This window comes from Achromobacter maghribensis, from assembly GCF_057334215.1.
On record NZ_JBHFII010000044.1, the window covers coordinates 138,179 to 158,889 of the forward strand.

At 65.5% G+C, this 20,711-nt stretch carries 19 protein-coding genes and 1 pseudogene; 9 read left to right on the top strand and 11 right to left on the bottom strand.

Annotation, left to right across the window (positions count from 1 at the left end; genetic code table 11):
• Positions 1-2 precede the first annotated feature (2 nt).
• Together ACE039_RS18610 and ACE039_RS18615 are read right to left on the bottom strand one after the other, a co-directional pair.
• Positions 3-1,769, bottom strand: coding sequence for a GMC family oxidoreductase (locus ACE039_RS18610; RefSeq protein WP_310028546.1), 1,767 nt, complete (start codon positions 1,767-1,769; stop codon positions 3-5).
• Positions 1,762-2,568 carry a gluconate 2-dehydrogenase subunit 3 family protein gene (locus tag ACE039_RS18615; protein WP_485823011.1) on the bottom strand — a complete coding sequence of 269 codons (807 nt, stop codon included), beginning with the start codon at positions 2,566-2,568 and terminating at the stop codon, positions 1,762-1,764. The genes ACE039_RS18610 and ACE039_RS18615 overlap by 8 nt, the downstream gene beginning before the upstream one ends.
• Positions 2,569-2,683: 115 nt before the next feature.
• On the opposite strand from ACE039_RS18615, the gene ACE039_RS18620 reads away from it, so the two are divergent.
• The 5 genes from ACE039_RS18620 to ACE039_RS18640 all read left to right on the top strand — a co-directional run bounded on the left by ACE039_RS18620 (position 2,684) and on the right by ACE039_RS18640 (position 8,137).
• Positions 2,684-3,067, top strand: a complete 384-nt coding sequence (locus tag ACE039_RS18620; RefSeq protein WP_313465239.1) for a hypothetical protein — start codon at positions 2,684-2,686, stop codon at positions 3,065-3,067.
• A gap of 362 nt (positions 3,068-3,429) precedes the next feature.
• Complete coding sequence (locus ACE039_RS18625; RefSeq protein WP_448709851.1) at positions 3,430-5,013, top strand: TerC family protein; 1,584 nt, start codon at positions 3,430-3,432, stop codon at positions 5,011-5,013.
• Positions 5,014-5,216: 203 nt separating this feature from the next.
• Positions 5,217-6,608, top strand: a complete 1,392-nt coding sequence (locus ACE039_RS18630) for a DUF1254 domain-containing protein (RefSeq protein WP_485823012.1) — start codon at positions 5,217-5,219, stop codon at positions 6,606-6,608.
• A gap of 64 nt (positions 6,609-6,672) precedes the next feature.
• Positions 6,673-7,614 carry a SphA family protein gene (locus ACE039_RS18635; protein ID WP_448709852.1) on the top strand — a complete coding sequence of 314 codons (942 nt, stop codon included), beginning with the start codon at positions 6,673-6,675 and terminating at the stop codon, positions 7,612-7,614.
• 121 nt (positions 7,615-7,735) lie between these two features.
• A complete protein-coding gene (locus ACE039_RS18640) occupies positions 7,736-8,137 on the top strand; it encodes a hypothetical protein (protein ID WP_485823013.1) in 402 nt (133 codons plus the stop codon).
• A 147-nt stretch (positions 8,138-8,284) separates the two neighbouring features.
• Here the strand turns inward: ACE039_RS18640 and ACE039_RS18645 are convergent, their stop codons facing one another.
• The gene (locus ACE039_RS18645; protein WP_485823014.1) at positions 8,285-8,920 is read right to left on the bottom strand and encodes an FMN-dependent NADH-azoreductase; all 636 of its coding nucleotides are present in this window, start codon (positions 8,918-8,920) and stop codon (positions 8,285-8,287) included.
• Positions 8,917-9,363 (bottom strand): GNAT family N-acetyltransferase, encoded by a 447-nt coding sequence (locus tag ACE039_RS18650; protein WP_448710639.1) that lies wholly within the window; start codon positions 9,361-9,363, stop codon positions 8,917-8,919. The genes ACE039_RS18645 and ACE039_RS18650 overlap by 4 nt, the downstream gene beginning before the upstream one ends.
• Before the next feature lie 96 nt (positions 9,364-9,459).
• On the opposite strand from ACE039_RS18650, the gene pdxR reads away from it, so the two are divergent.
• Positions 9,460-10,887, top strand: coding sequence for a MocR-like pyridoxine biosynthesis transcription factor PdxR (pdxR, locus tag ACE039_RS18655; RefSeq protein ID WP_485823015.1), 1,428 nt, complete (start codon positions 9,460-9,462; stop codon positions 10,885-10,887).
• A gap of 3 nt (positions 10,888-10,890) precedes the next feature.
• On the opposite strand, the gene ACE039_RS18660 is transcribed toward pdxR, so the two are convergent.
• Both ACE039_RS18660 and ACE039_RS18665 read right to left on the bottom strand, forming a co-directional pair.
• On the bottom strand, positions 10,891-11,370 hold the full coding sequence (locus ACE039_RS18660; protein WP_448710636.1) for a carboxymuconolactone decarboxylase family protein: 480 nt from the start codon (positions 11,368-11,370) through the stop codon (positions 10,891-10,893).
• A gap of 98 nt (positions 11,371-11,468) precedes the next feature.
• Positions 11,469-12,791: an ATP-binding protein gene (locus ACE039_RS18665; protein WP_485823016.1), complete on the bottom strand. Its 1,323-nt coding sequence runs from the start codon at positions 12,789-12,791 to the stop codon at positions 11,469-11,471.
• 299 nt (positions 12,792-13,090) lie between these two features.
• Between ACE039_RS18665 and chrA the strand changes: the two genes are divergently transcribed.
• A complete protein-coding gene (gene chrA, locus ACE039_RS18670; protein ID WP_332007653.1) occupies positions 13,091-14,347 on the top strand; it encodes a chromate efflux transporter in 1,257 nt (418 codons plus the stop codon).
• Between the two features lie 40 nt (positions 14,348-14,387).
• Here the strand turns inward: chrA and ACE039_RS18675 are convergent, their stop codons facing one another.
• A complete protein-coding gene (locus ACE039_RS18675; protein WP_485823017.1) occupies positions 14,388-15,182 on the bottom strand; it encodes an enoyl-CoA hydratase in 795 nt (264 codons plus the stop codon).
• 64 nt (positions 15,183-15,246) lie between these two features.
• Entirely contained in the window at positions 15,247-16,443 is a 1,197-nt protein-coding gene (locus ACE039_RS18680) for a multidrug effflux MFS transporter (RefSeq protein WP_485823018.1), read from the bottom strand.
• Between the two features lie 108 nt (positions 16,444-16,551).
• Here ACE039_RS18680 and ACE039_RS18685 point away from each other — a divergent pair, with 108 nt between their 5' ends.
• Positions 16,552-16,875 (top strand): Rdx family protein, encoded by a 324-nt coding sequence (locus ACE039_RS18685; protein WP_105558637.1) that lies wholly within the window; start codon positions 16,552-16,554, stop codon positions 16,873-16,875.
• Positions 16,876-16,878: 3 nt separating this feature from the next.
• Here the strand turns inward: ACE039_RS18685 and ACE039_RS18690 are convergent, their stop codons facing one another.
• The 3 genes from ACE039_RS18690 to ACE039_RS18700 form a co-directional block, all read right to left on the bottom strand.
• Entirely contained in the window at positions 16,879-18,408 is a 1,530-nt protein-coding gene (locus ACE039_RS18690) for a tripartite tricarboxylate transporter permease (RefSeq protein WP_416030687.1), read from the bottom strand.
• A 3-nt stretch (positions 18,409-18,411) separates the two neighbouring features.
• On the bottom strand, positions 18,412-18,882 hold the full coding sequence (locus ACE039_RS18695) for a tripartite tricarboxylate transporter TctB family protein (protein ID WP_448710624.1): 471 nt from the start codon (positions 18,880-18,882) through the stop codon (positions 18,412-18,414).
• Between the two features lie 163 nt (positions 18,883-19,045).
• Positions 19,046-20,215 carry an MFS transporter gene (locus tag ACE039_RS18700; protein WP_485823019.1) on the bottom strand — a complete coding sequence of 390 codons (1,170 nt, stop codon included), beginning with the start codon at positions 20,213-20,215 and terminating at the stop codon, positions 19,046-19,048.
• Positions 20,216-20,324: 109 nt separating this feature from the next.
• Here ACE039_RS18700 and ACE039_RS18705 point away from each other — a divergent pair.
• A pseudogene (locus ACE039_RS18705) lies at positions 20,325-20,711 on the top strand (MarR family winged helix-turn-helix transcriptional regulator); the annotation flags it as partial.

Here is a 20,711-nt window from a genome sequence, read left to right on the forward strand (position 1 = left end):
GATCACACCAGCCGCCCTGGCGAACGCAGATAGTCCGCCTTGATTTTTTCGACGATCCAGTAGGCGGTCGCGCCCACGGTGCCTGTCGGGTTGTAGCCCGAATTCTGCGGAAACAACGCCGCGCCCGTCACGAACACATTGGGCACGTCCCAGCTTTGCCCGTACCGGTTGACGACACTGGTGTCGGGGTTGTCGCCCATGGCCGCGCCACCGGTCAAATGCGTGGACTGGTAGGCGGTGGCCGAGAACGGCCGTTTGCGTGGGCCCGGTTCGGTGCGCGCAATCCCTTTCATCGCGCGTCCGATCTCATCGCCCTTGCTGGTCAGGAAGGCCGACATGCGGATGTCGTTGTCCGGAAAATCATAGGTGACGCGCAGCAGCGGCAGCCCCCAGGCGTCCTTGTAGGTCGGGTCCAGGCTCAGGTAGCCGCCACGCCAGGGCTGGGCGGAACCCGTGATGGTGATGGACGCGGAATGGTTGTAGTAGCGCTTGACCGCCTTTTTCCAGTCGGCGCCCCACGAGGGCGTGCCCTTGGGCGTGGGGTGGTAGCCGATCGGCGCGCCGCTGACGACCTGGATCTGCAGATAGCCGCCGCCTACGAATCCCAGCGGACCGTGGTCGAAATTGTCGGCGCTGAAATCATCCATGGTGACGGCCACCGCGCCCGCGCCCATGAAGGGATTGATGTTGACCGATTCGTCGAAAAACAGGTTCACGCCTGACGTGGTCTGGTGCGTGTAGTTGCGGCCCACGACCCCGGTGTCCGTGACGGGATCATAGGGTTTGCCGATGCCGGAGAGCAGTAGCAGCCGCACGTTATTGATGCCGAACGCGCACAACACCACGATTTCAGCCGGTTGGAAGACTTCTTCGCCGGCGGCGTCCACATACGTCACGCCGCGCGCGCGCTTTTTATCCGGGGTGAGCTCGACGCGCAGGACATGGGCGCCGGTGCGGATTTCGAAGTTCTCCATCTTCATCGCCACCGGCAGGATACAGACCTGCGGAGAGGCCTTGGCGAAGTGTTCGCAGCCGAAGTTGGAACAGAACCCGCAGTAGACGCAGGCGCTCATGTGCAGGCCTTCGGAATTCACGTAAGGCCGGGTGCAGAGCGCGGAGGGTTGAACATAGGGGTGGTAGCCCAGCTTCTTGGCCGCCTCGCCGAATAGCGCCGGTGCGTAAGGCACCTTCATGGGCGGATTCGGATAAGGCCGCGACCGCCACGGCTCGAACGGATTGCCGCCTTCCTGCTTTTGCCCCTTGATGTTTCCAGCCTGTCCGGACGCGCCGATCAGATAGTCGTAGCGGTCGAAGTAGGGCTCCAGTTCGTCGTACGTCAGCGGCCAGTCCTGACAGGTCAATTCCTTGTCGAAGATGCCGGCGCCGTAGCGCTCGGTGTAGTGGCTGCGGATACGAAAATCCGTGGGATCGAAGCGGTAGTACGCGCCGGACCAGTGGTTGCCCGCGCCGCCCAGATGCGTGCCGGGATAAGCGAACTGCCAGCGGCGCATCGGCAGGGCTTTCTGGTCGGTGTTATTGCGGAAGGTGAACGTTTCGGTGGCGGCGTCCTGGTGCAGTTCGTGCCGGCGCGTGTATTTCAGTTCATCGTGGACGTTCGGCCCCTGGAAATCTGGCGAAGGCCAACGGGCCTGGCCCCGCTCCAGCACGACAACGCGCTGCTTGGCCGCGGCCAGTTCCTTGCCGATGATGGACCCTGTCCAACCGCCGCCGATGATCGCCACGTCTACCGCGGGTAAGGTTTTAGCCATGTCCGTCTCCCGGCTTCATCGTATGTCCCGTGGCATTGGCGATGGATACGGGCTTGCCGGCCCAAATGACGCCATGCCGTTCGATATCGTTGGAGAACGAGGCGAATGCGCCGGGAAACCCCACCAGCTTCCATCCGACCATGTCTGCGTTGCCGCCATACAGCGGGTCGGAGAAGAACCCTTCGATGGTGGCGTCCAGCAAGGCCTGGAAGAACACGTCGGAAGGCAGCGGTGAAAAATCCGGTTTACCCGCCTGCAGGTCATGAAGCCAGGCGTCCTGTCTGGCGTCATCCAACTCGGCGAAAGGCTTGCCGTCCTGCTTGCGGGTGGCCGCATCCAGCGCGGCCAGACCTCGCCGGATCATCTCGGCGGGCGTGAACGACAACTGGTAACCCTGTTCCGGCGTGCCTTTCTCGAAAGGGCCCTGGCGGTAGAACTGGCTGCCCGCGCCCCAGGCGCCGGCCAACTGGCCATCCAGGAACCGGGTGACGCCGGCCTCCTTGGCGCCCGGGCCCAATTCGTCGGCCGGAATCAGGCGCGCAGCAATCGCATCCATCGCCCGTGCTTCCTGGGCATTGAAAAAGGTCAGGGTGCGAGACGTGGCGGCGGCGGGGTGGGGCGCCTGGCCTGATGCCGTCGCGGGCGGCGCTTCACTGGGCGCGCTGCGGGCCGTGAGGGCCCAGGCGGCGCCGGGTACCCCCACGGCCAGGGCCTTGAGCAGGCCGCGCCGCCCGGGGGCGGGCGGGTCGTCCTGCCGTTGAGGGTCAGGAGAAAGATCGTCCGAGGGTTGATCGTTCATGCATCACTCCAGCATCGGGGCAGGCACGCGACTTGCCCCTGGGTGAAAGAGATCCCGCACCAACTCGTTATCCGTCGGCGCTTAGTTTGTCACTGTTTTCCATTTGGAGACAACCATGAAAAGCCACAAACTGCTACTGCTGTTCGGCCTGGCAATCCTGCCGTGGCAGGCCTGGGCGCAGTCCACCAGCACGACCCTGGTTGCTCAAGCGGCCGCTCCAGCACAACCCATGCCTACGCCGGACGAGAAGACGGCTCCCGCGAACGCCATCGGTAAACCCGTCCCGGGCGCTCGCACGCCTGATGAGAAAAAAATGCCCTCGACTGAAGAAAAGGGCATGGGGTCCAAGCCGGATTCGGCGCCTGGGCAGAAGAGGCCCGACGCGGATACGCGTGACCGCCAGAAGACGCCCGGCGGCAAAACCGGTGCGCCCGACAACGCGGGCATGCCAGGCTCCGGCGCGTCTTCGGGTTCCGGCGGCGGCGCGGATCCACGCTAGCAGCGGCACGCCGCCGTACTTCGCGCTCCGGCGCGTTTCAGGTAATATTCAGGTTCCTGTAAGAACGAGAGCACGGCGGTGTTCACGCGCTGGCGCTGCCCCAAGGGCAGCTCGCGAATTCCGCCCACCATGACCGAAGACCCCCTTCCTACCAGGGCGCCGCGGCGCCCGCCATCACTTCCTCTTCTTCGCCTGGCGTCCGGTTTCCGGAACGCCGCTTTGGCCCGGACCCTCGCCGCAACGCCGTTGCTGGCATGCCGTGCGCCACCGCCACTCGCCTGGCTCCCCGCGCTTGATCTCGCATCTCCTTTTCAGCAAGGCGGCGCCTCCGTGCGCGCTCGCCCATTTACCGTGGACCGACGATGATTTTCGACTGGATGAACGACCCTACCGCCTGGCTCGGCCTGGCGACGCTGGTCATTCTTGAAATTGTTCTGGGCATCGACAACCTGGTGTTCATCGCCATCCTGGCCGACAAGCTGCCGCCCGAGCAGCGCAATCGTGCGCGCCTGATCGGCTTGACGCTGGCACTGGTGATGCGCCTGGGCCTGTTGGCCAGTATCGCGTGGGTCGTCACGCTGACGGCGCCGCTGTTCACGGTGTGGGGGGCCGAGATCTCCGGCCGCGACCTGATCCTGATCCTGGGTGGCCTGTTCCTGCTGTTCAAGGGCACGATGGAACTGCATGAGCGGGTGGAAGGCAGCGCGTCGCACGACGGCGGGCAGAAGCCGCAACATGCCGTGTTCTGGCAGGTGATCCTGCAGATCGTCGTGCTGGATGCCGTGTTCTCGCTGGACTCGGTCATTACCGCCGTGGGCATGGTTCAGGACCTGAGCATCATGATGATCGCGGTCGTTGTCGCGATGGCCGTCATGATGGTGGCCAGCCGTCCGCTGATGGCATTCGTGGGGCGCCATCCGACGGTCGTGATCCTTTGCCTGGGCCTCTTGCTGATGATCGGTTTCAGCCTGGTGGCCGAAGGCCTGGGCTTCCACGTGCCGAAGGGCTATCTGTACGCCGCCATCGGCTTCTCGATTCTGATCGAGCTGTGCAATCAGTTGGCCCGCCGCAACCGCGCCCGCGGCACGCACGCGCTGGGGCGCCGCCAACGCACCGCCCAAGCCGTGTTGCGCCTGCTGCGTGCTGGCCGGGCGGGCCAGCCGGGGCATCAGGCCGACGACGTGGTGGCGCTGGTCGACAGCGCGGGCGACGAACCCGCCTTTGCGCCTGAAGAAAGTTCGATGATCGAGCGCGTGCTGTCGATTGGCGTGCATGATGTCCGCTCCATCATGGTGCCGCGCGGCGACATGACGTGGTTGGATGTGTCAGACACGCCCGACGTCATCGTGCGCAAGTTCGCCACGGGCCACTCGCGCCTGCCGCTGTGCGCCGGCGAGGCGTCCAACGTGCTGGGCGTGGTGCATTTCAAGGAAGTGCTGCCGTTGCTGCAGAACCCGGGTCCGATCGACTTGGTTGAGCTGGCGCGTGAACCGCGCTATGTCATGGAGACGACGCCGGTGCTGAAAGTGCTGGATGAGCTGCGCGCCTCGCGCGACCACATGCTGATCGTGGTGGACGAACACGGCGTTTGCGAAGGCCTCGTGACGCCGATGGACGTGCTGACGGCGGTGGCGGGCGACTTGCCGGAGCATAGCGACGACCAGCCGGAAGCCCTGCAATTGTCGGACGGTTCGTGGCTGTTGGAAGGGCGATTGTCGATCGGGGAGGCGGCGAGGCTGTTGAATGCCCCGGCGCTGGCCGAGGATTATCCCGACGCCACGCTGGCAGGTTGCCTGTTGCGCGCCGTCGGCCGGATCCCTGACGCCGGAGACACCATTCCTTTGCATGGCTGGGCGTTCGAGGTGACCCGTCGGGACGGTCTGCGCGTGGACCAGATGCATGCGCGCCCCGCGTCTCAAACGCAGGCGCCTGCGAAGCCCCACTGAGGGCGGGCACAGGGCCTTTGTGCTTACCCTGCTTTGGGAACGCAAGACTCTGTGCGAATATTGCAGCTGATGTAACGCCTCTTTCTCTTGTGGCTGATTCAAGCGTGTCTTTGCATTTTGTGATTCCTACGTGGAGAGCAAGCATGGGCAGTACGAGGTCTATCGCAGCAAGCAGGGCAGGAACCGCGCGTCCGTTTGATCCTGTGGCAACCCTTCGCCGCACTCTGGCCGTTTGCGGTTTGTCGGTGCTGGCGCTCTTGGCGGGCTGCGCCACCCGGCCTGCGCCGATTCAGGACGAGTCGTTGCGCGGCATCGCCAAGGAGGCATACCTCTATGCCTACCCCATGCTCTACAACTACAAGACCATGTACGGGCAGGCGATTGATCCCGGTAGCAAGAACTATGTGGGCGGCTTCGGCAAGTTTCGCCATTATTCGCAACCGTACACGCCGGAAAATCGCGAAATCGTCACGCCGAACAACGACACCCCTTACTCGTGGGCCTGGCTGGACTTGCGCGCCGAGCCTTGGGTGTTGAGCCTGCCCGCCACGCCGAAAGACCGGTACAACGTCTTCCAGATGGTGGACCTGTACACCTACAACTTCGCGTACGCTGGCGTGCGAGCCACGGGTTTCGGCGCGGGCAATTACCTGATCGCGGGGCCCCGTTGGGATGGCGGTAAACCGAAGGGCATCACGAAGGTGCTCTCGTCCGAGACGGACTTCATCGGGATCCTGGGGCGCACCAGCCTGAACGGGCCGTCGGATGTCAAGAACGTGCAGGCGCTGCAAGCCAAATACCAATTGCGTCCGCTAAGCGAGTTCTTGCGGCATCCGCCGCCCGCTGCGGCGCCCGCCCATGTGGATTGGCTGCCGTGGGACGAACAGCGAGCCACCTCCGTGGACTTCATCGCCTACCTGAACGCGTTGCTGGCGTTCACGCAACCACAGCCGGCGGCAGAGCAAGAGATGATGCGGCGTTTCGCGCTGATCGGCATCGGGCCGGGCAAGTCCTTCGACGCCGCCAGGCTCGACGCCACCACGCGCGCCGCGATCGAGCAGGGTGTGGCGGATGGCAAGGCGGCGCTCTTGCAGGCCGAAAAGCAGACGCGTTCGTCCATCGGCCTGTTCGGTTCGCGCGCGGCCTTGGGCAACGACTATACGAAGCGGGCAGTCGCCGCCGCCATGGGCATTTACGGCAACTCGTCCGAAGAGGCCGTTTACCTGGGCTATGAAGAAGACGCGCAGGGACGCCCGCTGGAGGGCGGCAAGTCCTATCAGATCCGCTTTGAACCGGGCCAGTTGCCCCCGGTCCAGTTCTTCTGGTCCATGACGATGTACGACTTGCCGGGCCGCCACCTGGTCGACAACCCGATCCAGCGCTACGCGATTGGCGACCGCACCCCAGGGCTGAAACGGGGCAAGGACGGGTCGCTGACGCTTTACGTGCAGCATGCAAACCCGGGCAAGGACAAAGAGTCGAATTGGTTGCCGGCGCCGGAAGGGCGCTTCAACATCGTGGCCCGGTTTTACGGCCCGAAGCCCCAGGTTCTGAACGGTACGTGGAAGCTGCCCCAGGCCGAATTGGCGCCTTGAGGCACACGAAAAAGGGGAAGCAATGACGTCGAACCGCGCGCGCCGGACCCGCTTGCGCAATGCGATGGCGCCATGGATCACGCTGGCCGCGCTGACCGCGCCGTCGGCGTCCATGGCAACGGAAGGCGCCTTGGGCCGCCAGATTACGGGCACCAATGTGCAGCCGAACGCGGGCATCGTTTCGCCCGAGCCGATCTGGGCCGTGAATTTCACCCAGATCTATCTGGACGGCAACATCGGCGGCAGCCGCGAAGTGCCGGTGGGCGGACGCACCTCGCTGGGCCTGGACGGGCAGGTCGCGTTCACGCTGGCCACCGTGCTCAAGACGTGGGACACCGGACCGGGACGCTGGAACTTCGCCTCAAGCTTTACCTTGCCCTACGTCTGGACAAAAGTGGATTCCAGGCTCAGCGGCCCGGGCGGCCGCACGATCGGGCAAAGCGATACCGCGTCGAATCTGTTCGACCTGTACTTTTCGCCGATTATTGCCGGCTACCATTTTTCAGAAACCTCGCACATGGCGCTCAGCCTGAACATCTGGGCGCCCACCGGCAAGTACAACGCCCGGGACATGGCCAACCCCAGTTTGAACAACTGGACCTTCATTCCCCAGGTGGCCTATACCAAGATATTTCCAGAGTCCGGCTTTCAGCTGGACACGGTGGCGGGGGTGCAGTTCTACACCCGCAACAACGCCACCGACTATCGCAATGCGCCCCTCTTCAGCCTGGACGTGATGGGCCGCAAGACCTTCAGCAACGGCGTCAGCGCGGGGCTTGTCCTGGGCACCATTCAGCAGATGGGCAGCGACAAGGGGCCCACGGCGGATCGGCTCAACGGCTTCAAAGGCCGCGATTGGGCGCTGGGCCCGATCGTCACCTACGACACGAAGCTGGCCGACAAGCGCTCGCTGTCCCTTAGCCTGCGCTGGGTCCCCACCATCAGCAGCACGAACCGGCTCGACAGCACCAGCACGTTCATGGGCACCGCCACCCTGGTGTTCTGACGCCGGAATCGGTGCGAATAAGGGTGTGAATCGGGCGGGCGAGTGCTGTGGCGATCAGCTGCACACGCGCCGCCAGGGGGCGACGCCGCGCGGCGGGCAGTAGCCGGCGCAGGGCGTCGCGATGGACACGCCGCTTTGGCACCGGAGTTCGGGCGCCTTGTCGCCATACGGCACGGTGCCCTGGCAATCGCAAGTGGCGACCCCCGCGCCCGACGGCAGCTTTTTCACTGTCGTGGCAGGCGTCTGGGAAGACGCCGCCGCGGCGTCGTCGCCGTCGTCGCTGTCGACCACCGCCCGCACTTTCGCCGCCGGCATGTTGCACGCCTTCGCAATGGACTTCACCGATTTTCCTTCGTCCGACATCGATAGTATTTTTTTGTCGCTGCACGCGGCATGGGCAAGGGACGGAAAGCCGCCGATCGCGGCGCAGAACATGAACGCGGAAAGCGCTGCCCGGCACAGGGTCATCACATGCGTCTCCGTCCTATTGATGCGGGTTGGGGGGAATACGCCGCCCGCCTGATCGCGCGGGCTTTTGCGGCCTAGCGTAGTGCGCCGGTTTTCATGGTGTCAATGCGACACGCTTAAATAGGATGGCCGGCGGCGGATTAGTTTCCGCCGTCGGGCCGGATGTGCCTGAAGTGTCTGGTAAGCCCGCAAGGATCAGGAATCACCAGGCGCGGGCGCCCCCCGCCAGTGCCGGATGCGCGGCGATATCGGCGGCGGCCCGGCGGCGGGCCGCCTGCAGCGCCTCCGGGCCGCGCGCCGTGCCTTCCACCGAAAAGAACGTCACGGTCCGCAGGCCCATCGTGCCCAGCACATGCTTGAGATAAGGCGTCAGGAAGTCGGGCTGGCGCGCGGCGCCGCCCGAGAATTCGCCGCCTGACGAGATGGCGACGTACACGGGGCGGTCCGGCAGGTTGCCAATCTTGCCCTCGGCGGTGATACGGAAGGTACTGCGCACGCGGACGACATGGTCGATCCACACCTTCAAGGACGACGGTACCGTGAAGTTGTGCATCGGCGTGGCAATGACGATATGCGTGGCGTCTCGCAATGCCTGGATCAATTGCGCCGACTGCCGCAGCGCGCCGCGTCCCAGTGTCGCGTCAGCCGGGTCCGCGGGCGCGCTCAACGCCGCGGCGTAGTCCTGATCCACATGGGGCAGGGCGGTGGCGTCAATTTCAACGATCCGGGGCGCCTGCGGGCCTGCGGCCGCGATCAAGCGGTCCAGGATGCGTTGCGACAGGCGATGGCTTTCGGATTCGCGGCCGCGCGGGCTGCAGGTGATGTGAAGAATGCTCATGCGGCGGAGGGGTCCAAAGACTTGCTGAAACGGATGGCACTGGTCAACAGGCCTTGACGGAAGTAGAAGCGCTGGGCCAGCGCATTGGACAAGCCCGTATCCAGGACGAACCTGGCACAACCCGCATCGCGGGCCATGCCGTCCAGAGCCTGGAGCAAGCGGGCGCCCCAGCGGCCTCCGCGCCGCGTGCTGTCCACGACAAGGTCGTCGACATACATGAAGCGGCCGTAGATCAGGTTTTCCTGATAGCGGTAGCCGGCCAACGCCACGACCTGGCCGGCGTCGACGGCGGCCAGCAGCCGGTAACTGTCGGCGCGCATGCGGGTGATGCGCGCAACGAAGTCGTCCGCGCCGGAAAGATGCGGCCGCAGTTCGCGCATCAGCGGCAGGCAGGCGCGCAATTCGTCATCGGTATCGACGGGTGTTAAAGCGAAGTCGGTCATGGAGGCATTCACGAGTGATTCAAGGAGAACGAGACGTCATCGTAGAAAGACCATGACATAATTTAAAGGGCCATAAATTGAACTTTGGACTATGCCATGACCGATCAACGCCCGAAGGACGGGATGCCGCCGCTGGCCCCCGACAACGGGAATCCGCTCTATCGCCGGATCTACGACCGGTTTCGCGGCGCGATCGCGCAAGGCACGCTGGCGCCGGGTGATCGCGTTCCTTCCGCCCGCGCATTGGCCAAGGAAATGGGCGTGGCGCGTGGCACGGTCGAAGTGGCCTATTCGCTGTTGGTCGCCGAAGGCTACATCCAGGCGCGTGGGCAGGCGGGCACGATCGTCGCGCCCGACCTGCAACCGCAAGCGCCACCCGCCGCGGCCTTGCCCGTGCCGGAAACGCCTGACGACGGGCACGGCTGGCATCGCCCGGCCGTCATCCTGCCGTTCCAGATGGGAGTTCCTGCCCTGGACGAATTTCCCCGCAAGCTGTGGGCGCGACTGGGCGCCCGGCAATTGCGCGGCCTGCAGGCGCCGGATCTGTCCTATCCGCCGTCCAACGGGCTGATGGGATTGCAGACCGCCGTGGCCGCCTATTTGCAGGTGGCGCGAGGTATCCACTGTCAGCCATCCGAGGTGTTCATTACCTCGGGCTACAACCATTCAATGCAGTTGGTCATGCAGGCGCTGCTTGCCCCGGGCGACCACGTGTGGGTGGAAGACCCGGGTTACCCGCCCACGCGCGCTTTGTTGGCGCAGGCCCGTATGCAGGCGGCGCCGGTGCCGGTGGATCAGGACGGCATGATGGTGGCCGAGGGTATTGCGCGGTGCGCCGACGCGAAGGCGGCCGTGGTAACGCCGGCGCATCAAAGCCCGCTGTCGATGTCCTTGTCGTTGCCACGCCGGCAAGCTTTGTTGGAATGGGCCGAACGGCAGCAAGCCTGGATCGTCGAAGACGATTATGACGGCGAATACCGCTATGCCAGCCGACCCTTGCCCGCATTGAAAAGCCTGGATGCGCAAGGGCGCGTGCTGTATGCCGGCTCGTTCAGCAAGGTACTGTTTCCGGGAATGCGGCTGGCGTACCTGGTGGTGCCGGCGGCGCAGGTGGCGCGTTTCGACCGGATCTGCCGGCTGCTGTCGGGCACCGCGCCGGGCTTGACCCAGTCCATTCTCACGGCCTTCATGACCGAGGGCCACTTTGGCCGGCACATCCAGCGCATGCGGCGCTTGTACGGCGAACGGCGCAACGCCACGGCCGCTGGCCTGGCCGCCGCGCTCGGGCCGGACATGCGTATCGATCCGCAGCCCGGCGGCATGCACCTGGTGGCGCGCATGGACGGGCGCCAATGGGATCAGCCGCTGGCGGCGCGGATGCGGGAGCAGGGCATGTATGCGCACGCACTGTCGCGCTGGTCCTCGCTGCCGAATCCCCACGAGGGCCTGTTGCTCGGCTTCACGAACATCGCCTCGGAAACGCAAGCCCATGCGTTGGGCCTGCGGATCAAGGCGTTGATGTAGGCCTTAGTTCAACCCGGCCTTGTCCAGGCCGAAGGCGGCATCCGCCGAGCCTGGCACCGTGCGGAAGGCCACGTTCAGGCGATTCCAGCCGTTGATGGCGACCACGCGGAATGTCAGGTCGGATATCTCTGCTTCGGTGAACTGCTCACGCGCCTGCTCGTATACATCGTTGGGTACGCCATGCGCGGGCAACGTGGTCAGTGCTTCCGTCCACGCCAGCGCGGCCCGTTCGCGGGCCGAGAAAAGCGGAGACTCGCGCCAGACCGCGATGTGGTGCAGGCGCAATTCACGTTCGCCGTGCAGCTTGGCTTGCTTGACGTGCATGTCCAGGCAAAAACCGCAGCCATTGATCTGCGACGCGCGGATATCGACCAGGTCGCCGAATTCTTCAATGATCGGCACCTTTTTCATCGCCGCACTGAAGTCCATGTACTTCTTGGACAGCTCCGCCGACACCTGGAAGTAATTCAATCGTTGGCTCATTTGCCTACCTTTCTGAAACGCTGTTTTCGAATTGGGGTTGCGACTTCGAATCATGCGTCTGATTGGACCAGGCAAAAAGTGCCATAAAACGTGTTTCGTTATAGGCCATGCGGCGTTCCGCCGCCCAAGCGGGGCCAGCGCAGCACGAACCGCGCACCTCCTAGCGGGCTGCTCTGGATCTCGATCGTGCCGCCATGGTTCGCTGCCACCCGCTTGACGATGGCCAGTCCCAGGCCCGCGCCGCCCGTGCCGCGGTCGCGGCTTTCGTCCAGCCGGATGAAGGGCTCGAACACGCGTTCACGGTCTGCTTCGGCGATGCCGCCGCCGTCGTCGTCCACCAGAAGTTCGTAGCCATCGCCGGGGATTTCCTTCAGCTCGATGTCGACGCGCTGGCTGGCGTAGCGGACCGCGTTCTGCACCAGGTTCAGCAATGCGCGGCTCATGTAGCGCGGGTGCAATTCGACGTGGGCGGGATGGCCGTCGCGCACACGGCACTGGATGCCTCGGGCGTCGGCTTGGTGCGCCACCTGCGCCAACGCTTCGCCCAGCCAGTCGCACACGTCCACGGTCTCTTGTTTCACGGTGTCGTCGGCGGGCCGTTCCAGCCGCGCGTAGACCAGCAATTCGGCAACCATCGCTTCCAACTCCAGGATGTCGGTGCGCATGTCTTGCAGGATCTGCCGGCGGCGCGGCAGGTAGCGGTCGTGGCCCAGCATATCCACTTCAAACGAAAGGCGGGCAAGCGGGGTGCGCAGCTCGTGCGACACGGCGTTGGTAAGGCTGCGCTGGTTATCGATCAGCACCGCGATGCGCTCGGCCATGTGGTTGAAGCTCTCGCCCACATGGCGGATACCCGAAATGCGGGACAGCCGCACGCGCACGCTCATGTCGCCATGGCCCATCCGCAGCGTCGCCCTGCGCAAGGCGTCCAGGTCGCGCCAGATCGGCAGGGCCCAACCCAGCAGCAGGACGATCGCCAGCACCACGCTCAGTGCCGCCCAGGCCGACCACGTGATCCACCGCTCCATCGCGGGTTCCAGCGGCAGCCGCACGTTCAGCCACTGTACGGGCTCGCCTGGCAGGCGGGTCAGGTACGTGTTGTAGTCGTCGCGCATGATCAGGCCGGTACGGTCCAGCTGTTGCTGCTCTGCCGGCGTCGGGCGCACCTTGCTGTCCGGCAGCAGCGTCAGCGCCAGGCCGTAGTGCGGCTGCAGTTCTTCCAGGATATAGCTGGCGCGGGCCTCCGGCGCGATGGCGTCCAGGTCTTTGTGCAGCGCGTAGATCTGCCCGCGCACCGCTCGGTACGAGAGGTCGGCGCTAAGCGAATCCAGCAAATATCCGAAGCTGAGGTTGACCAGTTGCGTCGCCACGGCATAGCCGATCGTGGCGATGATGACGATGCGCATCGCGAATCTAAGCATCAGGAGCCTTTCCTGTGGCGCGGCAAGCAAGGGTGCGGCGCGAAGCGGATATTGGGAAGGGCGGCGGAAATCATGCAGCGATAGCGAGCTAATCGCGCATGCTAGTGGCGCGCACGCGCCAAAATTCTCTGGAATTGTGTGTCAATTGTGAAGATTCGTGCAGTGCGCGCCCGCCGCGCACGGGCCGATCGCGGCGGCAGGGCCATCAGACCCGATTGAAACTGCCGCGCGCCCCGGCTATAAGCATGGAGAAGGGGCGGACATTCGGCGCCCCGCCTGCCATTGATCGCTTCAGCAAGATGCCGCACCCGCCTCCCCACGACGAGCACGTCGCCAGCCGGCCCGCCACGCACGAACGCGTGGACAGCGGCCGGGGTTCCTGTTTGGAAGTATTCCTTGTGTTCCTGCGCCTGGGGTTGACCTCGTTCGGCGGACCGGTCGCCCATCTGGCCTATTTCCGCACGGAATTCGTCGACAAACGCCGCTGGCTTGATGACTACGCCTATTCCGACCTGGTGGCGCTGTGCCAGTTCCTGCCGGGTCCGGCAAGCAGCCAGGTGGGCATGGCGATCGGGCTTCGACGCGCGGGCTGGCCGGGCATGGCGGCCGCGTGGCTGGCCTTCACCTTGCCGACCGCGCTGGCGCTTATTGGTTTCGCATTGGGGTTGGCGCATTTTGGCTGGCTGTCGCAGTCCGGCGCCATACACGGATTGAAAGTGGCGGCGGTGGCGATCATCGCCCAGGCCGTCTGGGGCATGGGCCGGACGCTATGCCCGGACCGCCCGCGAGCGGCATTGGCGGTGGCGGCGGCGCTGATCACGGCCGCGCTGCCCACCGCGTGGGGACAGCTTGGCGCGGTCTTGCTTGGCATCGTCGTGGGCGCCGCCGCGTTGCAGGTGCCGCCCCGGCCCCTGCTGGCCAACCGCGCGCAGGGCGCTTCGCGCCGCGCGGGCTACATCGCTATTGCGCTGTTTGTCGCGCTGCTGGCGGGTCTGCCCGCGTGGGCGGCGCTGTCCGATTCCCCGCTGGCGGCCCAGGTCGCGGGCTTTTATCGGGCCGGTGCGCTGGTATTCGGTGGCGGCCACGTGGTGCTGCCTTTGCTGGAGGCCACCGCGGTGTCCGGGGGCATGGTGTCCGACGCCGATTTCCTGGCCGGCTACGGCGCGGCGCAGGCGATGCCAGGGCCGGTGTTTGCATTCGCCGCCTTCCTGGGCGCCTCGTCCGCAGGCCCGCTGTCGGGCTGGGCCGGCGGGCTGGCATTCCTGGCGATTGTCTTCCTGCCCGGCGCATTGCTGGTTGCCGGCGCATTGCCATTCTGGGAGACCCTGCGGCGGCGGCCCGGCGTGCGCAACATGGCAGCAGGGGTGAACGCCGCCGTGGTCGGCATACTGCTGGCCGCGCTCTATGACCCGGTGTGGACCACCTCAATCCTGACCAAGGCCGATTTTGCGCTGGCGCTGTCGTTGTTCGCGTTGCTGGTCTATGCGCGCTGGTCGCCCGTCTGGGTCGTGCTGGCGGCGGCGGCCGGCGGCTGGGCCCTGGCCTGGTTGAACTAGGACCAGGGCCTGGGCAGACCGCCTTCTCGTCCTGACGGATCTACGCCTGCCAGCGCGGCGTGCGCTTTTCCAGAAACGCGTCGATGCCTTCGCAGGCGTCGGCCTCCATCATGTTGCGCGCCATGACGTCACCCGCGTAGTCGTACGCGTCGGCCAGCGCCATTTGCCGTTGCTTGTAGAACATGCGTTTGCCATAGCGGACGGCCGACGGGCTTTTCGCCAGGATCTCGGCGGTCAGGGCGCGCACCCGGGCATCCAGCTCCGTCTCGGGCACCGCGTCGTTGATCAGGCCCCAGTCGGCGGCCTGGGCCGCGTCGATGAACCGGGCAGTCACCAGCATTTCGAAGGCGCGCTTGGCCGACACGTTGCGGCTGAGCGCCACGGCGGGGGTCGAGCAGAACAGGCCGACATTGATGCCGGACACGGCAAATCGTGCATTGTCGGCGGCCACCGCCAGGTCGCAGCTGGCGACCAGTTGACATCCTGCGGCGGTAGCGATGCCTTGCACCTTGGCGATGACGGGCACGGGCAAAGCTTGCAAGCCTTGCATGACGCTGCCGCACTTGCGGAACAACGCGCGGTAGTAATCCAGCGAGGGCTGGCTGCGCATTTCGCGCAGGTCGTGGCCGGCGCAGAACGCGCGGCCCGCCGACTCCAGCACGACGCAGCGCACCTCGGTGTCACGCTCCAGGGCGTCGATCTCTTGCTGCAACGCGCCAAGCAAGCCTTCGGACAGGGCGTTGAATTGCGAAGGGCGGTTCATGCGCAGCGTCACCACGCCGTTTTCCGTGGTGCGTTCAAGCAGCGGCGGTTGCGCCGAAGTGTCCAGGGCCATGTCGTCTCCAGGAAAGAGGGTTCCTGGATACTAGCGCAAGCGGCGCCGCGATTCAGTCAGCCGTTCAGCCCGCCAGGCGGCGCGCCATGCCGGACGACAGGCATAGCAGCGGTGCGACGATCACGGCGCCGATCAGGGCCATCGCGGCCTGGGGCGCCACGCCGCTGTCCAGCAGCAAGGTCGCGATGACGGCGGAACCGCTCATCTGGAAGAGGCCATACACTGCCGCGGCAGTGCCGGCGCGTTCGGCGAACGGCTCCAGCGCCAGGCTCAGGCCTGATCCCAGCGCCAGCGAAAAGCCGACCGTCAGCACGGCGACCGGCAACATGAAGATCCATGCCGACAACGGCGCCCACCACCAGGCCGCGGCATGCATGGCCGACGCCAGCAGCAGCGCTACCAACCCGACCCGCACCATGGCGTGGCGGCCATAGCGCGAGATGAAGGTGGGTGCCAGGAAGAAGGCGGCGATGTTGATCGCGGCGTTACCGCCGAACCATGCGGAGAAACCTAGTTCCGTATACCCCAGCTGCTGCACCAGTACGACGGGCGCGGCCGAGACGAACACCAGGATCATCGCCATGCCCGCCGTGCCGAACATCGCAAAATACAGGAACCTGCCGCTGGCGACGATGGGCAGGTAGCGGCGCAGGCTGTAGAGCGCGCCCCGGGGCTGAGTCGGCGCCGCGCGGGTCTCCTCGAAGCGCTTGGCCAGCAGCACGGCCAGGGCCAGCGCGAACCCCACCATGAACACGAACGTGCTGCGCCAGCCGGCCTGCACCGCCAGGATGCCGCCCAGCATGGGCGCCAGCGCGGGCACGGAACACAACGCGCCATTCAGATAGCTATAGACGCGCGCGCCGACCGCCGGGCTGAATCGGTCACGCACCGCGGCAAACGCCACCAGCGAGGCCGAACACGCGCCCAATCCCTGGATGATGCGGGCGGCGTAAAACACTTCGAGCGATGTCGCCGCGGCGCCGAGCGCCGAGCCGGCCAGGTAGGCCAACGCGCCGCCCAGTGCGACGGGCCGGCGGCCATAGCGGTCGGCCAGCGGGCCGATCAGCATCTGGCCCACACCCACCGCGAAGATGAACAACGTGATGCTGGCCTGCAGCGCGCTGACGGGCTGGCCAAAGTCCTGCGCCATCGCGGGCAGGGAAGGCAGGTAGATGTCGATGCCCATCGGCGTCAGCGTGACCAGTCCCATCAAGAGACCGATCAGCCAGCGTTGGCTTCGGGAGGATGCAGCAGACTTCATGGCAGGCTCTGGGCGCATTGCGCACCCGGGAAAACCCGACATTATCCACCAATGCGTGGCGGCGCCGGAGCAGGGCGCAGCCGTGACGGGCGCAGTAGAATATTTGGCATGAACACGCCCGCCTTTCGTCCTCGCATCGTCATTCTCTACTGCACCCAGTGCCAGTGGCTGCTGCGCGCTGGCTGGATGGCGCAAGAGCTACTGTCCACGTTTTCGACCGATCTGGGCGAAGTGGTCCTGCAGCCCGGCACTGGTGGCATATTCCAGATCACCTACAACGGTGACCTGATCTGGGACCGCAAGAGCGACGGCGGTTTCCCGGAGGCCAAGGTGCTAAAGCAGCGCGTGCGCGACCGGCTGGATCCGGGGCGCCCGCTAGGCCATATCGACGGTCATACCGCCGGCCCGCTGGCTGCGCCTCCGGACGACTGACGGCTACGCCGCCGATTCCGACTCCTGTAGCGCCGCACGTCCCTTGTTGCGTTGGCGGACCGCCGACGCGACCAGCAGCGCGATCAGCGCGACGCAGGCCAGGATGAAGCCCAGGCTGATCGGGCGCGACACGAAGATCGACAGCTCGCCGCGCGACAACAGCAAGGCGCGGCGGAAGTTCTCTTCCACCATCGGTCCCAGCACAAAGCCCAGCAGCAGCGGCGCGGGTTCGAACCGCAACCGGATCAGCGCATAGCCCGCCGCCCCGAATACCGTCACCATGCCGACGTCAAACAGGTTGTTGTTGGTGCTGTAGACGCCCACGCAGACAAAGAACAGCGCGGCCGGGAACAAGTAGCGGAACGGTACCGTCAACAAGCGCACCCACATCCCGATAAGCGGCAGATTCAGCAGCAACAGCAGCACGTTACCCACCCAGAAGCTGGCGATCAGCCCCCAGAACATGTCGGCGTGTTCGATCATCATCTGCGGACCCGGCTGGATGCCGTGGATGATCAGCGCGCCCAACATCAGGGCCATTACCGGATCACCGGGAATGCCCAGGCTCATCGTCGGAATGAAGCTCGTCTGCGTCGACGCGCTGGTGGCCGCCTCCGGGCCCGCGATCCCTTCGATCGCGCCGCGGCCGAAGCGGCGCGGTTCACGCGCCACCTTCTTTTCCACTGCATAAGAGATGAACGACGCGATCGTCGGGCCGGTGCCAGGCAGGATGCCGAACGCCGCGCCGATAGCCGTGCCGCGCACCAGGGCGCCGCGCGATTGCTTGATGTCGCCGGCTTCCGGCCGCATGGACTTCATGCCGACCTTCGCCGAGGTGACCTTGCTGTCGCCGCCGATGCGGTTGATGTTCTTCAGGAAATCCGCCACGCCGAACAGGCCCATGGCCAGCGCCACGATCTGCAATCCGTCGGACAGTTCCAGGATGCCGAAGTGAAAGCGCATGGTGCCGGTGTTGACGTCGGTGCCGACCACGCCCAGCAGCAGCCCCACGACCACCATCGCCACGCCCTTGATCGCCGAACCCTTCGCCAAGGTGGCGCCGGCTAGCAAGCCCAGCATCATCATGGAGAAATACTCGGCCGGGCCGAACTTGAAGGCCACGTCCACCAGCAACGGGGAAAACAGGATCATGGCCAGGATGCCCACCGACGCGCCGCAGAACGACGAGAACATCAGCATGAACAACGCGGACCCGGCCTTGCCGTTGCGCGCCAGCGGATTGCCGTCCAGGCAGGCCACGGCGTGCGAAGCCGTGCCCGGCAGGTTCAGCATGATGGAGGTGATGCCGCCGCCATACTGCGAGCCGTAATAGATGCCTGACAGCATCACCAGCGCCGCGGTCGGCGTCATGGTGTAGGTAAGCGGTAGCAGGATGGAGATGGCGGCCAGCACGCCCATGCCCGGCAGCACGCCGATCAGGTTGCCCATGAACACGCCGAACACGGCCCACATCAGGTTGTCCAGCGCGAAGGCGACTGAAAACCCGTGCATCAGGTTATTGAAGATATCCATCGCTCAGCCCCAGCGGAACAGCGGAAACTGCAGTTGCAGCGCCCACGAAAACACCGCCACGCCCAGGATCGTCACGCCGGTTGCGAGCAGGGCTGCGGTGCGCCACGTGTGCTGACGGTCGCCCATCGCGGAGAGAAACACCAGGACGAACGTGGCAGGCACCAAGCCGCCGAACTTGCCGATCAGGATAAAGGCCAGCAAGCCGCCGATGATGCAGCCCCACCCGCGCCATTCGGGCGGCGAAACCTCTTCGGCGTCTTCTTCGGCCGCGGCAGGGGACGCGGCCATCTTCGCGATGACCAGGCCCAGCATGACCAGCAGGGCGCCCAATATCGCCGGGAACATGCCCGGCCCCATGCGGGCAAGGCTGCCCAAGGTGTAGGTGGATGCCTGCGCGATGGCACCCAGGCCCAGCACGATCATCGTGCCGGCCGCCCACGCTTCGCGCCGGACGGCGCTGCGTTTCGATTGCATTGATCTCGTCTCCCGTTGTTGTGTTTTTGTCTGACTGTCGTCTGAACAAAAACTGACATTGCAATGAATGCGGGAGTCTAAAAATCCAAACTTCCGTTCACCTTTCAGGCGAACGGAGAATCGCGCCGAGGGCGCGGATTAGGCGGGAAATTGCGGGAAATCCCTAGGCCGGATGCGCGGCGGATGGCGGACGGAAGCGGATCGCCATGGCGAAAAGCACCAGGCAAATCAGCGTCATCAAGATCCATGCTGGCGTCAGGTCGGCCAGGTGCTGCCGGATCAGGCCGGCGGCAAACGGAAAGAGCGCGGCAATCAAATACCCCACGCCTTGCACGAACGACGCCAGCCGGCCGGCTTCCGACGGCGTCGCGGCGTGATCCATGGCCACGATCAGCGACAACGGAAAGAGCGCGCCGATGCCCAGCCCCGCCAAGATGGCGGCGGGCCACGCCAGCGCGGCGGGCGCCGCGATCCAGCCGGCCAGGCCCAGGAAGAGCGCACCGATCGCCACGAACAGCGCGGGCCGCCGATCAGGCAAACGGCCAATGCACAACGAGACGAGCAGACCCGCAGCGATCTCGGCCGCCGTCACGGCGCCAAGCAGTTGGCCCGCTGAAATCGCCGACCAGCCCAGTGCGGTGTAGTAGGGCGGCAGCCATGCCAGGACCAGGGTGTAGGCGCCAGTGCCCAGGCCGAAGAACACGGCCAGCAGCCAGGCGCGCTGGCGCGGAGTACGCAGGGGGCTGGACGTGCCTTGGCCGGCGATGGGCGTGGGCGACGCACGGTTCACCAGCAACCACGCCGCCAACGCGATGGCGGCCGGCACGGCCCACACCGCCAGCGCCTGCAGCCAGCCCGCGCGCTGCGCCACGATGGGCGACGCCACGCTGGCCACGGCGGCGCCGCCCATGATCGCGGTCGAATAGACGCCCATGATCGCGCTGCTGCCCGCTGCGAAGCGGGTTTTGATGTGGCTGGGCAGCAAGGCTTGCGTCACGGCGATGCCCAGGCCCGCGACGACGCCGCTTGCCAGCATCAGGCTGGTGTTGTCCGCCCAGAAGCGGCCCGCAGTGGCGGCCGTGACCAATGCCAGACCGGCGGCTACGCCGAGCGGTTCGCCGATCAAGCGGCGCAGCGGCGCCACGCTCAAGGCGCCCAATCCCATGACAAAGACAGGCAGCGCGGTCAGCAGCCCGGCCACGGCGTCCGGCATGCGGGTGGCGGCTTGGACCCAGTCCAGCAATGGGGGAACGGATGCCAGGACGGGACGCAGGTTCAGGCCAACAAGGATGATGGCGGCGATGCGCCAAGCGTTGAAACGGGGGGAAGGCACGGTGGCTCCATACCCGGAAACGCTGCCGTATGCGGCACGTTCCGGTAAACTATCTTGGCATCAAGATATTTGTATTTTATCTCTACGTCAAGATAATCGGAGGCAGACCGTGGATAGGGCAAGCCGAGCAGTGGAACAGTGGAACCGCGAACGTCCCGACCTCGATGTGTCGACGATGCGCGTGCTGGGCCGGTTGGGCGAATGCGCGCTGGTGATCACGCGCGACCGAATCAACCCGCTGTTTGCCGAGTTCGGCTTGCAGCCCGGCGAATTCGATGTGCTGGCCACGCTGCGCCGCAGCGGCAAGCCGTATGCGTTGACGCCCACGGCGCTATACGAAGACGCCATGATCTCGTCCGGCAGCATGACCCATCGCATCGATCGGCTGGAAAAGGCCGGTCTGGTGGTGCGCACGCCCAATCCCGACGACGGGCGAGCCACGCTGGTGATGTTGACGAAGCCGGGGCAAAAGCTCATCGACGAAGCCGTGGGTGGG